Below are 14,815 nucleotides of genomic sequence, written 5' to 3'. Positions count from 1 at the left end.
CCTTGTCCTGTGAGTGTTGCGGTCTGTCTGGTGAGGCTTTTGGTCAGCGCCTGACGAGCGTTGCGCGACCGCCCATCGTGAACTGTCATGCCAGCCTGTTGCGAACTGTCGTATCAGACTCGTCGTGAACTGCCGCGGCGGCCTGGCTCAGGCCAGCCAGAAGCCCGTGATCAAGGCCGCTGCCAGCAAGGCCCAGAACAGGCCGTTGCGCAGGCGTGTATCGCGACGCGGCCTGGAAGACGGCGAGGAAGTAGCGGACTGCTTGTCATGCTTGGGCATCGAGGGGTCCTGTCCAGCAAGGTGAAATATTGGCTCAGCGAATGAAGGCTCAGCGTGTGAAGGCTCTGGCGGGCAGACGGCCGGCCAGCAAGGCGCTCTGACAACAGCGCGTGCCTGTCATCCGCCCAGCATATCAGGCTTTCCTTAGACTTAGGGATAGTCGTGCAGCTCGGGCATCAGCCCCGGTGCTAGTTCCGCTATCAGCTCTGGTATCAGGTCGCGTTGACCGCATGCCGCCAACCAGAGGCGCGGGCGGGCGTGATGGTAGAGAAGACCGGCGCCGCGACCCGCCTTGAGTGCCGGCAAAGGGCGGAATAGACGCCATAACCGCGCGAGTGGCGACTGTGCGCGCACTCCTGCTTGGCGAGCGCAGGCTGTCCGCTTACCCTGTGCGCTGCATTGTCATCTGTCACGGTTATCTGCCGGTGCCACGGTTATCTTCCGGCCTCATGATCACCTGCCGGAACCATCAGCCCCGGCAGCGCATTGCCCCTATCAAGAAAAGTACAAGGAGCGGGTATCTTGCAGGACCCATACACGACCTCTGCGTCATCTTCTGCCGCGACGCCCTCTGACGCGACGCCCTCTGGCGCGGCGCCCTCTGCTGCGACTCGCTCTGTGGCAACTCCCGCGCGTGAGCCTGCCGAGCCGTCCGCTTCCCCGGCGCTGTTGGTCAGTCGCGGGCTCGGGCGTCAATTCGGTCAGCAACAGGCCGTCACCGGGCTGACCTTCACGGCCTCGCGTGGTGAGGTCATCGGTCTGCTGGGGCCCAATGGTGCCGGCAAGACCACCAGTCTGCGCATGCTGGCGGGCACGCTCGCCGCCACCCAGGGCCAGCTGGAGCTGGAAGGCGAAGCCTTCGATGGTCGCGCCAGTCAGCGCCAGCTCAATCGCCTCAAGCGTCGCATCGGCTATCTGCCGGAGGGCGCGCCCCTGTGGCCGCAGCTGACGGTGCGCGAGAGCCTCGAGTGCGTGGCGGGTCTGCATGGGTTGTCGCGCAAGGTGCGCAATGATCGCCTTGCGGCATTGATGGATCGCCTGGATATCACGCCTTTCGCCAATCAATTGTGCGCAGTGTTATCCAAAGGCTATCGGCGTCGTGTGGCGCTGGCGATGGCGTTGACCCATGATCCGGACATCCTGCTGCTCGATGAGCCCACCGATGGGCTGGACCCGCTGCAGAAGGACAGCGTGCGCGCCTTCATTCGTGAGCTGGGTCGTGAGCGTCTGATCATCGTCTCCACCCATCTGCTGGAGGAAGTGCCTCGCATCTGTGACCGCGTACTGGTCATGGCCAATGGCCAGCTGGGCTTTGATGATACGCCGGAGGCGCTGGCCGCGACCTCGGTAAGCGAAGGCATTCTGGGCGGCAGCCGTTCGCGCTACGGCGCGGGGTATGGCGCGAGTTCCAGCCTGCCGGTATGGCGAGTGACGCTGAGCCGGGCCCTGAGCGAGCGCGAGCTGGCCAGTGTCTCGCGTCTGCCGGGCGTGGCGGCCATCACGCCCGTCAAGCCCGGCGATGCCATGGCGCGTGACAAGTCGCCGCTGGTGGTCTCGACCGGCGCCGTGCTGCGTCTGGCCGGGCGGCTCCACCAGGACCCGCGCCCCGCGCTGGCACGCTGGTGCAGCTATATGGAAATCCGCCTCGATGAATGCGTCCACGAACGGGGCGATATCGAGGTCGCGTTCCGCCAGCTGGTGACGCGCATGGCGGAACAGCCCTCGCCGCTGCCGATGCGCAAGCAGACACCGCGCGCAGATCAGGAGGTGTCGTAATGAGGGCCGTTCTCGCGCTGGTCCGCCGTGACCTGCATCAGGCACTGACGCAGGGCGCCAGCTGGTCGCTGCTGGTGGTGATGGCGGTGCTGGCTCCGCTGGGGGCCTTCGAGGTGGGCGATCTGCTGGCACGTGATCGCGCCGATCTTGGCTCGCTGTGGCAGGTGTTGCCCTGGTTGCTGGTGCTGTGGACACCGCTGCTGGCCCTGCGCGGCTGGCCGGAAGAGCGCGCCAATGGCCTGCTCGAATGGCTGTCCGGCCTCGGGCTGGGGTCATGGCGGCTGGCCAGTGCACGCCTGATCAGTGCCAGCGTGCTGGGCTGGCTGGGGCTTGCGATGACGGCACCGCTGGTAGTGCTGATCCATTGGCTCGGCACGCCGGATCTCGGCCTGATGCTCAGCGGCTATCTGGGCATGGCGCTGCTGGTGATGGCGCTGGCCAGTCTCGGTCAGGCGCTGGCGGTGCGCGCGCCTTCTGCGCTGTCGGCGTGGCTCGGGGCGCTGGTACTGGGTCTGGCGCTGATGCTGCCGGGCACACCCGCGGTGACGAGCCAGCTGGCTCTGCATCTGGCGCCGCACTGGGTGCAGCTGCTAGATCTGATCAGCTTGCCGGCGCATCTGACGCCTTTCAGTGAAGGCCGGCCGACCTGGCTCGATGCCAGCTACTTCCTGCTGCTGACCCTGGCCGGGCTGGTGCTGCAGGCGCGCGGCCTCAGTCAGGAGCGCCATGCACGCAAGCAGGCGCCACAGTGGCTGGTCACGGCGGCGCTGGCGGCTGCGGTCACCGCGCTATTGCTGGCCGGCGTGCGCCTGCCGCCGCTGCTGACGGCCGACGGCCACAATCCGCTCACCCGCGCGCATGATCTGACCGCCACGCGTCAGCACAGCCTGAGCCCCGCCAGCCGTGCGGTGCTCGATGACCTCGAGGCACCGGTGACGCTGACTTTCGCCTACAGCGAACGCTTCGCCGCCGACCTGCCGCAGCTGCGTGAACTGGCGACACGGATCGAGACGCGTCTGGCCGCCTTCGCGCGTGAGCCGCAGATACGCCTCAAGCGTGTCGATCCTGCACCGGACAGTGCCGACTTCGCGGATCTCGAAGCGCAGGGCCTGACCGCGCTGTCATTGCCGGGCGGCGAAGAGATGCTGTTCGGGCTGGTGGTGGATGGCCCCTACGCCGAACGCCGCGCCATTCCGCTGCTCAAGGCGGCGGATATCGGCGGGCTGGAGGCGCAGGTGACACGCCAGATCCAGGAAGTCTCGCGCACCGAGCCGCCGCGCCTGGGTGTCGTCTCGCGTTTGCCGGTGATGGGCCAGCCCAGCCTGGAGCAGGGCAGAGCGCTGGGCAGCTGGGGCCTGATGGAGCATCTCAATGCACGCCTGCGCATCGACTGGCTGTCGGCCGGTGATGATGCCGCGCGCCCTATCGCCGATCAGGATGCGTTGCTGGTGATCGCGCCGCGGCTGTTGCCGGTCAAGACGCTGGAGGCCATCACGGCCTATCTCGAGCGTGGCGGCCGGGTGTTGATGCTGGTGGACCCGCTGCCCGAAATGCTCGATCAGCCGGCGCCGGCTTCCGAGGCGCTCACGACATTGCTGGCGCGCGCCGGGCTTGAATCACGTGCGGGCGAGGTGGTGGCGGATGCGCAGCTGGCCTTGCCGATCGGCTTGCTGGACGGCACGCGTGCGCTGAGTCCGACGTTGCTCGGGCTAAGTGCCGCCCAGCTGTCGGACGCCGCGCTCAACCTCAATGTCGAGCAACTGGTGATGTCCAGCGCGGGCTGGTTGGCGCCGCTGCCTGATGCAGCAGACGCATCATCGAAAGGCCCGGGAGCGCAAGACGCGCCGTTGCAGTGGCTGATTCGTGGCAATGATGAGGCGCGCCTTATTCCGGCGGCGCGTGTTCACTCCAGCCGCATGGACCCGCGTCCGCTGTCGGGAGTGGCAGGGGAAACACCGCCGGCGGGCGGGCTGGCCGTGCTGGCGCAATGGCCAGCGGCAGGCGCCAGGGGCGGCCAGTTGCTGGTGGTCAGCGATGTCGACATGGCCAGTGACCGTCTGTGGCGGCGCACGGCAGCGGATGGCAGCGAGCAGGCCCTCAATGCCAATGCGCGCTGGCTGGAAAATGCCGTGGACCTGCTGGCAGGCAGCCCCGAGCTGGTCGCCCTGCGCGCGCGTGCCCATCAGGTGCGCGAGCTGACGCGCCTGCATCAACTGGCCGATCATCAGGCCGCCGAGGAGACCCGGCTGCGCAATGACTGGCAGACGCGTCTGAGTGCGCTCGGCGCGACGCCGGTGTCCAACAAGGCCGAAGCCGCGCAGCAAAGCGACGCCCTGGCGGCGATGCAGCAGGACTTCGAGGACGCGTTGTCACGTCAGCAGCGTGAGGCGAATGCCGAGCGTGATGCCCTGCGCCGCGAGCTGCGCCTGTGGACGCTGCTGGCCTTGCCGGTGGCATTGAGCCTGCTCGGCGAGCTGATCTGCTGGCGCCGCTATCGCGCCAGCCGTCGCGCGGGCTATCAGTCGACAGGGCGTCTGTCGGGCCACGGTCAGCCCAGCGGGAAGCGCAGCGCAGAACGAAATGAACAGCGCAATGAACAGCGCAATGAGCAGCGCAATGAGCAGCGCAGTGCACAGCACAGCGCCTGTTCCGCGAGTGACGCCGCCACAAGCGCTTCGACAGGCTCGGGCAAGTCAGTTTCAGGCAAGACAGATTCAGGCAAGGCGGCTTCAGGCAAGACAAGACCGAGCGATACTACCCAGTCGGGAGGTGATTGATGGGGCGCTTCAATCGGACGGGATGGGCACTGACGGCGCTGGTCTCCGTGGCCGCGGTGACGGCGCTCACCGCAGGGCCGTCACTGGTGGAATCGCTGCGCTCAGGCGCCGTCACGGATGGGGCGGACCCTGCGCAGTGGCAAAGTGAATCGCTGATGAGCCAGGCACTGACGACAGTGGCCGCGGGTCAGTCAGGCATCTTGCAGCCCTTGCCGCTGCTCTCGCAGGTGGCCGCCTCGGCGCAGCGCATCGGCATTCGACGTGGCGCAGAGGCCAGCCAGGACTGGTTGAGTCTGGCGCGTGGGCCCGCAGGCGACTGGCAGATCACCTCATTGGCCGGCTGGCCTGCCCGCCAGGGCAAGGTGGAGGCGCTTGTGAGTCAGCTGGGCGAGGCACAATTGCGCACGCGCAAGTCGGCCACGGATAAGGCACTTGAGGCGCTGGGTTTCAGCGCGCAGTCACCGCTGCTGAGCGTAAAGGGCAATGGCGCTCAGGTGAGTCTGCAACTGGGCGCCAGGCCCGCGGCGGCAACGCAGCTGAGCGGTGCGGGCAGTGCTGAATTGGCGGGTCGCTACGTGCGGTGGGTGCCGTCACCCTCGGATGCGAACGTGAAAGGCTCCCACGCTTTGGCTGGCGCGAATGGCGCGAATGGCGCGCCGATCTGGGAGCTGACGCGCGATATCGGGTTGCCGGATTGGCGCGGCGGCATGGCGCCCAGCGAGGTGCTGGATGTCATTCAGCTGCGCAGTGACGCCGCGGTGTACAAGCCGCTGAGTCGGATGGACATCTCGCTGGCGGCGTCTGCTCAAGACGCCTCAGCACGGCAAGGGCCGCTGGTGCGAGGCCTGGCACCTGACAGCGACGCTGCCCATCAGATTCTCGCTGCGCTGTCGCCGCTGACGCAGAATGACCTGCGCCCCCGTGCCTCCACGATAGAAAGCGGCGCAGCCCAGCCAGACGCCTGGCAGCCCGCCGTGACGCTGACCCTCAACTGGTCGCGCCCCTCGCTCTATTACCGTCAGCATGAGCAGCTCAATGATCGCACCCAGCTGGTGCTGGCCATCGCCGCGGGCAGCAAGCCCTGGGCGCGGCTGACGCTCTCCGGCAAGGGGTGGCCACCTGAACTGGTCGCGCGCTTGAATGCCGTCGAGATACAGGTCAATGGCGCGCTGCGCGATCATCTGCTGGCACTGGGCGCGAGGGCGTTGCAAGACGAGCCTGTTGAGCTCACGGCTGTCGCGGTTCAGGCGGCGCTGGCGGTCAGTCGTGCCTTGGCGTTGCCTGAGGCGGAAGCAGCCGAGCCCAGCACGGAAACAGCCGCTGCGCTGGTGCCGGCGGGCATGGAAGGAGAGTGAGGTGCTCCATGGGCCAAAGGGAGGAGTAGCGCCCATGGGGCGGGGCTGGCATGCTGTTGACTATATTTAAACAACCGTTTGTCTGGGCGCGTCAGGGACGACGGCCCGTGGTAAGGAGACCTTGCGATGAATGCCACCTCACGGCAACCCCGGCCCGGGCAGGACTTGTCCGAACGTGCCTTGTCCGAACAGGCCTTGTCCGAACAGGCCTTGTCCGAACAGGCCTTGTCCGAACAGGCCTTGTCCAAGCAGGACGACGCTGCCCCGGCCGGCCTGAATACCGACACCGAGCGCCCGGTGCTGGCCTTCGCGCATGCCAATGGCTTCACCGGTGCCTGCTACAAGAGCCTGCTGGCGCCGCTGGCCGAGCACTTCAATCTGCTACCGGTGGACCGACTGGCGCACGACCCTGCCTATCCGGTCGGCAACAATCTGATCTCGCTGCGTGATGAGTGGCTGGCGTGTCTGGACGCCGCGCTGGGGCCGTTGCCCGCGGCGGGCGGCACCGGACGCAAGGTGATCGGAGTCGGGCATTCGCTGGGAGGCATCGTCAATTACATGGCGGCGCTCAAGCAGCCGGAACGCTTCCACTGCCTCGTGCTGCTCGACCCGCCGTTGATGCTGGGCCGTGATGCGCTGGGCATGAAGGTCGCCAAGCGCTTCGGCTTCATTGATCGTGTCACGCCGGCAGGCCGCACCCGCGGGCGTCGCGCGCGCTGGGACTCCCGTCAGGCCATGCAGGATTACCTACGCCGTCGTTCGCTGTTCGCCAACTTCACGCCAGAGGCGCTGGACGACTACGTCGACAACGCCACCCATCGTCACGCAGATGGCAGCCTGTCATTGAGCTTCGATACCCGTCACGAGGTCGAGATCTTCCGCCACCTCAGCGATCACCTGTCAGGCTCGCCGGCGAAGCTGGCGGTGCCGGTCAGGATTCTGGCCGGCGCCCAGTCTGATCTGCTCACGCCGGCGCGTCAGGCACGCCTGCGCCGCGCCGGGCTGACGGTGGAGCATGTCCGGGGAGGACATATGTACCCCTTTGAATACCCGCAAGAGACGCGTGCCGCGCTGCTGGCGGCCATCGCCGACCTCGCGCCGCCGGATGTACTGCCGCCAGGCCTGCTGGCCGGGAGGCAAGCATGAGCATTGATCAATCCATTCAGGACATCGCAGAGGCTCCCCAGAGCGCCAACGTTACGCTGCGTGAGCGTCGCTTCCCACGGCGCACGGGAGGAGAGCTGGCGGCCCTGGAGTGGGCGCCTGCCGAGCACGCCGAGCAGGCACCGACGTGGCTGGCGCTGCATGGCTGGCTCGACAATGCCGCCAGCTTCAGCCGCCTGGCGCCGCTGTTGTGTGAACGGCTCGGCATTCGTCTCGTCGCCATCGACATGGTCGGTCACGGGCGCTCGAGTCCGCTGGGTGAGCACGGTGATTATGCGGTGTGGGATTACTGTCACGATGTGATCGAGGCGCTGGAAGGCCTGTATGACGAGGGGCTGCCGCGCGCGCCGGTCACGGTGATGGCGCACTCGCTGGGGGCGGCGGTGTCGGGGCAGGTGGCTGCGGCGCTGCCGGAATATATCGCGCGACTGGTGCTGATCGATGGCATCGGCGCACTTGCCACGCCAGCCTCGGAGGTGGTCGATCAGCTGCGCCGCGGGTTGCTGGCACGCCACGCGCAGCCGGTCAGACGCGCCGCCACGCGACGTGCCCATTATCGTCATGTCGAGGACGCCGTGACGGCGCGGGTCGCGGGAGGTGTCACGCCGATTGATGCCGACACGGCGCGGCCGATCGTCGAGCGCAACCTCGAAGTACTGGAAGACGGTGGCCTGCGGCTGAGAAGTGACCGCCGCCTGCTGCGGCCTTCACTGATGCGCTACACCCCGGAGCAGGTGCTGGCGTTATTGGCGGCGTTGACCCAACCGGTACTGCTGATCGAGGGCGAGCAGGGTATCCTGACCATAAGGCACGAGGCACAGCAGGCACGTGATGCCGTGAAGAGGCTCGAGCGTCGCGTCTTGCCGGGTGGCCACCACCTGCATCTGGAGCCGCCCCACGTGGCGGCGGTCGCCGATGCCATCGTCGAGTGGATCAGCTCGCACTGAGCGATGCACCGCGTGCCGCGTCCGTTCATCTTTCATCATCTGCAGCGGGAGACATGCCATGGCCAAGCGCAAGACCATCGCCCTGGCACTGGGGAGTGGCGGGGCCCGAGGCTATGCCCATATCGGCGTCATCGAGGAAGTGCTGGCGCGCGGTTACGACATTCGCGCCATTTCGGGCTGCTCGATGGGCGCACTGGTCGGGGGCATTCATGCCGCCGGCAAGCTGGATGCCTATCGCGACTGGGTCTGTGAGCTGGATTACTTTGACGTGCTGCGGCTGGTGGATGTCACCTGGAGCCCGATGGGCGCCATTCGCGCGCGTCGCATCATGGATGAGCTGGAAGCCCTGATCGGTGACACGCGCATCGAGGATCTGCCGATTGCGGTCACCACCGTCGCCACCGACCTGATCGCCCAGAAGGAGGTCTGGTTCCAGAGCGGCAATCTGCTCGAGGCGATTCGGGCCTCCATCGCGGTGCCCGGGGTGATCACGCCGGTGCAACGCGACCGCAAGGTGCTGGTGGATGGCGGCCTGATGAATCCCTTGCCGATCACGCCGCTGGTCGCCGCCCACGTTGACCTGGTGCTGGCGGTCAACGCCACGGCGCATTCGCCGCGCAACCAGACACTGGAGCAGATGCTGCCACCGGCCGATGCCGCCGAGGAAGAGGCGCGCGAAGCCGCCCTGGAGGCGCGCGGCGGTGGTTTCAGTGACTGGCTGCGGGGAGTGCGTCGCGGGGCCGAGCGCATCTTCTCTGCCGAGAAGGAGCAGGCGCTGGAGGACCAGCAAGGCATGGCATTTGCCAGTCCGGTCGGCGGTGTCCCGCTGCCGCCGGGCGATGCCTCGCGCCTGAAGTTCGAGGCACTGAAAAGCAGCGATGCCGAGCCAGCGCCGGGGTTAGAAGCGTTGACAGAGCCGCAGGCAGAGACCGGCGCTGTCACCCAAGGCAAGCAGCCGCCATCCGCAGCCGAGCCTGAGCGGGTCGATGAGAACGCGCCGGAGCTTGCCTGGGGCAAGCTGGACATGATGATGCGCTCCTTCGATATCACTCAGGCGACGCTGGCCAAGTACAAGATCGCCGGCTATCCACCGGATATCCTGGTCGAGATTCCCAAGACGGTGTGTGGCGCCTATGAATTCCACCGCGCCGCGGGCCTGATCAAGCTGGGCCGGCACCTGGCCGCCGAAGCGCTGGATCGCTACGAGAAGGGCAGCGACGGCTAGGCTGTCGTGAGTTGCCCTTTAATGAAAAAGCCCCCGCCAATCGGCGGGGGCTTTTCGTTGCAGTGCTCTTCAATACAGTGCTATTCAATACAGAGCGCTTCATTGCAGAGCGTGTGACCGGAGCCTGAGCGAAGCGTCGCCTCAGCCGTTGATCCATTTGTCGAAGATGGCGGCCTGCTCGCCGGTGCCCTGCATCTGGGTCAGCCACTGATCGACGTAGGCCTTCCAGATATTGTCACCCAGCGGCAGCAGATAGCCCTTCTGGGAGAAGGTGAACGGCGCATCAGGATGCACGCTGCACAGCTCCGGATGACGGCTGGCCTGCAGCTGGGTCTCGATGGCGTCGGTGACCATCACATCGGCACGGTCTTCGATGATGTTGTTGAAGATGGTGCGGTTGTCGTTATGCGCGACGCGTGTGGCATCGCTCAGGAATTCATTGGCGAAGCGCTCGTTGGTGCCGCCCGGGTTGACGGTGATGCGCACGCTGGGCTGATTGATCTGCGCGACGGTCTGGTACTTGTCGACGTCCTCGCAGCGCACGATGGGCGTCTTGCCGCCGGTCTGGTACGGCTGGCTGAAGTAGGCCTGAGCCTGACGGTCCAGCTTGACCGAGATGCCGGACATGGCGATGTCGCACTTGCCGGAGGTGAAGTCTTCCATCAGCGTCGGCCAGCTGGTCGGCACGGTCTGTACCGTGGCGCCCAGGCTCTTGGCCAGTGAGGCGGCCATGTCGATGTCGATGCCTTCGAAGTCGCCATTGTCTTCACGGTGGCTGAAGGGCGCGTAGTCACCGGTGGTGCAGACCTTCAGCACCTGGCCTTGTTGCACACGCGAAAGAGTGCTGTCGGACAGTGCATCGCTGGCGGCGGCCGGCATGGCGAAGGCCAGCGACAGGCCAGCGGCGGTCGCGCCGCCGAGGATGGCAGCGGAAAGGGCGCGGCGTGAAGAGGTGTGCATGGGCTGTTCAGCGTTGGGTGTCATCAGGGTGTTCCCTTGTCGTTATGGCGGCAGGCTCGGCGTGAGGCCTGCCTCTGCTACTCGAGTGCTCGGCTATTCAAGCACTCGGTTATTCAAGTACTCGGCTATTCAGGTGCTCGCTATTCAAGTGCTCGGCTATTCAGGTGCTCAGCGATTCAGATGCTCGGATCGTCAAGTTCTCGGCGGTGTGGCGAGCGCGGGATTCGCTCAATCGAGCAGCGGGTCACGGCCCTTGCTGCGCAGCAGGACATAGACTGCGCCGCTGCCGCCATCCAGCTCCAGTGACGAGGTGAAGGCCAGCACGTCAGGCCATTGGCGCAGCCAGGCATTGACGTGGCTCTTGATGATGGGGTGATCGGCCATGCCGGTCCATGCCTTGCCATGCACCACCAGCACGCAGCGTGAGCGACGGGCGATGGCATCGTCGATGAAGGACTCGAGCTCGATGCGGGCCTGCTCCAGCGTATAGCCGTGCAGATCGAGACCCGCCTCCCAGGCGATCTCGCCGCGCTTGAGGCGCTGACGCTGGCGGTAGGGGAGATCGGGCACCGCGAAGTCGAGCAGCTGGCTGGGCGTGACCGGCTCGACCTGACCATCGGTGGTGCGCGATGGCGTGCCGAGCGTGTCGGTCGAGGTTTCGCTGGCGGCAGCGCGGCGCGCCGCCAGACGCGCCTGCTCTTCCTGGTCGACGGGCTTGCGGCCGGGGTCGGCGCGGTTGGTGGTGATCTTGCGTACGCCGGCCTGCTTGAGGGCGGCACGGAAGGCGTTGAAGTCGTCGCCGGTATCCGAGCTGTCGTCGTGGTTGGGTGGCATGGCCGGGCTCCGCGGGCAATAAAATGGCAAGTCGCGCAGTATAGCGCGGCTGTTGTCGCTGTCGAAGACAGGCGGTTGTCACTGTCGAAGACAAACGATTGTCGCTTGCGAAGACAAAAGCGGCAGGCGCGCCATCAAGGCATGCCAAGGGTCGCCGCCACGCCTCGTGAACGCTACAATGCCTGCGCGAGACGCCACCGACCCCTCACGACTGGCGGCGCTCGTTGTCCATCTGTCCGCTTACAGGAATCACCGTGTCCACATCTTCCGCGTCCGACCTGCGCCATCCTTCCAGCCTCAGTGAGCCGGACTCCCGTCTCGTCGAGGAGCTGGTGACCCTGCGCGACCTGATCCGCTGGGCGACCAGTGAGTTCCACGCGCATCGCCTGCACTTCGCCCATGGCACCGATTCTGCCTGGGACGAAGCGGTGGCGCTGGTGCTGGGTGCGCTGCATCTGCCGTGGGACACGGACCCCGCCGTGATCGACGCGCGCCTTCTGACCATGGAGCGTGCGCGCATCGTGGCGCTGGTGCGTGAGCGCATCACCACCCGCAAGCCGCTGCCGTATCTGCTCGGCGAAGCCTTCTTCACCGGCGTGCCCTTCGATGTCGATGAGCGTGTGCTGATTCCGCGCTCGCCGATCGCCGAGCTGATCGAGAGCGGCTTCTCGGCCTGGTTCCCGGAGTTGCCGCCGACCCGCGTGCTGGACATGTGCACCGGTTCCGGCTGCATCGGTATCGCCACCGCGCTGGTGATGCCGACCGCCGAGGTCGACCTGGTCGATATCAGCAGCGAGGCGCTGGAAGTCGCGCGTCGCAACATCGAACGTCACGACGTGGCAGGGCGTGTCATCGCCGTGCAGTCGGACCTGTTCGCGGGCGTGGCGGGCAAGCGCTATGACCTGATCGTCTCCAATCCGCCCTACGTGGATACCTTCGATCTCTCCAACATGCCGCAGGAATTCGGCCATGAGCCGGCGCTGGCGCTGGGCGCCGGTGACGACGGCCTGGATATCGTGCGCCGTATCCTGCGCGAGGCGCGTGACTACCTGACCGACGACGGCGTCTTGATCGTCGAGGTCGGCAACTCCGAACGTCACCTGATGGAAGCCTTCCCGGAAGTGCCCTTCATGTGGCTGGAGTTCGAGCGCGGCGGCAACGGCGTCTTCGCCATCGATGCCCAGACGCTGGAAGTCTGCGCACCCGAATTCGCTTGAGCTGGCGGGCGCCTGACCCGGCGGATTTCGCTTGAGCTGGCGGGTGCCTGAGCTGGCGGGGTTTGCCAGAAGCACGGGCGCAGGCCGCCAGGCTCTGCAACGCTTACGACAACTATTATCAGAACGCCGTCGGCCATGACCGGCGGCATCGCCTGAGGACCCCCTGAATGTCCGGAAATACCTTCGGCAAGCTGTTCACCGTCACCACCTTCGGCGAAAGCCACGGCCCGGCACTGGGCGCCATCATCGATGGTTGCCCGCCGGGCATCGAGATCAGCGAAGCGGATCTGCAGATCGATCTGGACCGCCGCCGTCCCGGCACCTCGCGCCACACTACCCAGCGTCGCGAGCCGGACCAGGTGCGCATTCTCTCGGGCGTGTTCGAGGGCCGCACCACCGGCACGGCCATCGGCTTGATGATCGAGAACACCGATCAGCGCTCCAAGGACTACGGCAAGATCAAGGACCAGTTCCGTCCGGCCCACGCCGACTACACCTATCACCACAAGTACGGTGAGCGTGACTACCGTGGCGGCGGCCGCAGCTCGGCCCGCGAGACCGCGATGCGCGTCGCCGCCGGGGCCATCGCCAAGAAGTATCTGGCGGGCCTGGGCGTGCAGGTGCGTGGCTACCTGTCCCAGCTCGGCCCCATCGAGCTTGAGGTCAAGGACTGGTCGCTGGTCGACACCAATCCGTTCTTCTGTGGCGATGCCGATCGCCTCGAAGAGCTGGAGCAGTACATGGACGCCCTGCGCAAGGAAGGTGATTCCGTGGGTGCCAAGGTCACCGTCGAGGCGACTGGCGTGCCGGTCGGCCTGGGTGAGCCGATCTTCGATCGCATCGATGCCGAACTCGCGCATGGCCTGATGAGCATCAATGCCGTCAAGGGCGTCGAGATCGGTGACGGTTTCGCCGTGGTCAGCCAGAAGGGCACCGAGCACCGTGACGAGATGACGCCGGAAGGTTTCCTCTCCAATCATGCCGGCGGCATTCTGGGCGGTATCACCAGCGGCCAGACCATCCGTGCCAGCATCGCCCTCAAGCCGACCTCCAGCCTGCGGCTGCCGGGTCGCAGCATCGACGTCAACGGCGAGGCGGTCGAGGTGATCACCACCGGCCGTCATGACCCGTGTGTCGGCATCCGTGCCACGCCGATCGCCGAGGCGATGGTCGCGCTGACGCTGATGGACCACCTGCTGCGCCATCGCGGCCAGAACGCCGACGTCCAGGTCGACACGCCGGTGCTGCGCGAGGTGTAAGCCGCTTGCGGCGCGGCTGAACTGCTGGCGCTGCCCAGCTGTTGAACTTGTAACGCTGCCAAGCTGCTGAACGTGGTGAAAGACACGCCCCAGTCGTGGAGTGATGCCCTGCATCCTTCGTGGCTGGGGCGTCTTGCGTTGTGGGCTGGCTTGCGGAAAGTAAATAAGAAAAGACGTAATTAGCAGGCTGCCCCCGTGTCATTCTCGCTGCTAGACTCGAATGGCATGCATGCCAGCGGACTCGCGCACCACGCCGTACGCGGGCAGACAACACAAGGAATCTGCCATGAAGATCAATGTCGAATTCGACCTCACGCCGCAGGAATTTCGCCAGGCGATGGGCCTGCCGGACGTGGAAGCCTTCCAGCAGGAATTGATGGAGCGCTTTCGTCGCCAGATGGAGGCGGGTGTTGAAGGCTACGACCCCATGAGTCTGCTCAAGCCATTGATGGCACCGGGCGCGGGCACGCCGTTTGCCAAGTTCATGCCGCCGGGCATGGCCGAGGGGATGATGGGTGGCGCGTCTGGCGCTGGCAATGCCGGGCAGGGCGCAGCGGGCGGCATGCCCGGCGACATGGGCGAGAGCATGGCCCAGGGCATGGCCGCCTTCAATCAGTATCAGAAGATGATGCTGGATACCCTGCAGCAGTTCGGTCAGGGCGGCGCGGAAGGCAAGGAGGCTGACAAGCCGGAGTCTGCCACGCGCAGGAGTTCGGAGCGCAGTGGTGATCAAGGCGCGGATCAGAAGGCAGAACAAAGCGCCAGCCGGGCGGATGATGCGAAACCGGCCTCTGCGGCCAGTGCGCGCTCACGCGCCAAGCGCAGTTGATGGCCGGCAGGCGCGAAGAACGCTCTTGGCTGACAGGGGCGTGAGGCATGCCCGGCCAATCCCATGACAGAAAATGTCCTTTGACAGTTTTCTGTCATGGGATTGCAACCACCTGAGGAGCAGACTAGTCTTTGTGCAGTGCAGCATATTGCTGTGCTCCACAGGTGGCGCAGAGACTTCTGCGCGCTGTCCC

General features: G+C 66.0%; 12 protein-coding genes. 9 read left to right on the top strand and 3 right to left on the bottom strand.

Going from position 1 to position 14,815, the window contains the following annotated elements:
- Positions 1-147 precede the first annotated feature (147 nt).
- Positions 148-279, bottom strand: coding sequence for a hypothetical protein (locus ACJJV2_RS12175; RefSeq protein ID WP_263643036.1), 132 nt, complete (start codon positions 277-279; stop codon positions 148-150).
- Between the two features lie 522 nt (positions 280-801).
- Here ACJJV2_RS12175 and ACJJV2_RS12170 point away from each other — a divergent pair.
- The 6 genes from ACJJV2_RS12170 (at position 802) to ACJJV2_RS12145 (ending at position 9,523) form a co-directional block, all read left to right on the top strand.
- Entirely contained in the window at positions 802-2,055 is a 1,254-nt protein-coding gene (locus ACJJV2_RS12170) for an ABC transporter ATP-binding protein (RefSeq protein WP_405281204.1), read from the top strand.
- Complete coding sequence (locus ACJJV2_RS12165; protein ID WP_405281201.1) at positions 2,055-4,832, top strand: Gldg family protein; 2,778 nt, start codon at positions 2,055-2,057, stop codon at positions 4,830-4,832. Before ACJJV2_RS12170 ends, ACJJV2_RS12165 begins: the two co-directional genes overlap by 1 nt.
- Positions 4,832-6,187, top strand: a complete 1,356-nt coding sequence (locus ACJJV2_RS12160) for a hypothetical protein (protein WP_405281198.1) — start codon at positions 4,832-4,834, stop codon at positions 6,185-6,187. Before ACJJV2_RS12165 ends, ACJJV2_RS12160 begins: the two co-directional genes overlap by 1 nt.
- A gap of 126 nt (positions 6,188-6,313) precedes the next feature.
- Complete coding sequence (locus tag ACJJV2_RS12155; RefSeq protein ID WP_405281195.1) at positions 6,314-7,333, top strand: alpha/beta fold hydrolase; 1,020 nt, start codon at positions 6,314-6,316, stop codon at positions 7,331-7,333.
- Positions 7,330-8,298 carry an alpha/beta fold hydrolase gene (locus ACJJV2_RS12150; RefSeq protein WP_405281192.1) on the top strand — a complete coding sequence of 323 codons (969 nt, stop codon included), beginning with the start codon at positions 7,330-7,332 and terminating at the stop codon, positions 8,296-8,298. Before ACJJV2_RS12155 ends, ACJJV2_RS12150 begins: the two co-directional genes overlap by 4 nt.
- A 58-nt stretch (positions 8,299-8,356) precedes the next feature.
- A complete protein-coding gene (locus ACJJV2_RS12145; RefSeq protein ID WP_405281189.1) occupies positions 8,357-9,523 on the top strand; it encodes a patatin-like phospholipase family protein in 1,167 nt (388 codons plus the stop codon).
- 141 nt (positions 9,524-9,664) lie between these two features.
- On the opposite strand, the gene ACJJV2_RS12140 is transcribed toward ACJJV2_RS12145, so the two are convergent.
- Positions 9,665-10,507, bottom strand: coding sequence for a transporter substrate-binding domain-containing protein (locus ACJJV2_RS12140; protein WP_405281187.1), 843 nt, complete (start codon positions 10,505-10,507; stop codon positions 9,665-9,667).
- 204 nt (positions 10,508-10,711) lie between these two features.
- Positions 10,712-11,317 carry a Smr/MutS family protein gene (locus ACJJV2_RS12135; RefSeq protein WP_284726267.1) on the bottom strand — a complete coding sequence of 202 codons (606 nt, stop codon included), beginning with the start codon at positions 11,315-11,317 and terminating at the stop codon, positions 10,712-10,714.
- A 254-nt stretch (positions 11,318-11,571) separates the two neighbouring features.
- On the opposite strand from ACJJV2_RS12135, the gene prmB reads away from it, so the two are divergent.
- From prmB to ACJJV2_RS12120, 3 genes are all read left to right on the top strand, one after another.
- The gene (prmB, locus tag ACJJV2_RS12130; RefSeq protein ID WP_043335549.1) at positions 11,572-12,534 is read left to right on the top strand and encodes a 50S ribosomal protein L3 N(5)-glutamine methyltransferase; all 963 of its coding nucleotides are present in this window, start codon (positions 11,572-11,574) and stop codon (positions 12,532-12,534) included.
- A 167-nt stretch (positions 12,535-12,701) separates the two neighbouring features.
- A complete protein-coding gene (gene aroC / locus ACJJV2_RS12125; protein WP_405281182.1) occupies positions 12,702-13,793 on the top strand; it encodes a chorismate synthase in 1,092 nt (363 codons plus the stop codon).
- A gap of 286 nt (positions 13,794-14,079) precedes the next feature.
- Positions 14,080-14,622, top strand: a complete 543-nt coding sequence (locus tag ACJJV2_RS12120; RefSeq protein WP_404326279.1) for a DUF6489 family protein — start codon at positions 14,080-14,082, stop codon at positions 14,620-14,622.
- The last annotated feature ends 193 nt before the right edge of the window (positions 14,623-14,815 follow it).

Source organism: Cobetia sp. Ld8, from assembly GCF_045066615.1.
GTDB lineage: Bacteria > Pseudomonadota > Gammaproteobacteria > Pseudomonadales > Halomonadaceae > Cobetia > Cobetia amphilecti.
The sequence above is the reverse complement of the archived record's forward strand: the minus strand, read 5'-3'. Positions and strand labels throughout refer to the sequence as shown.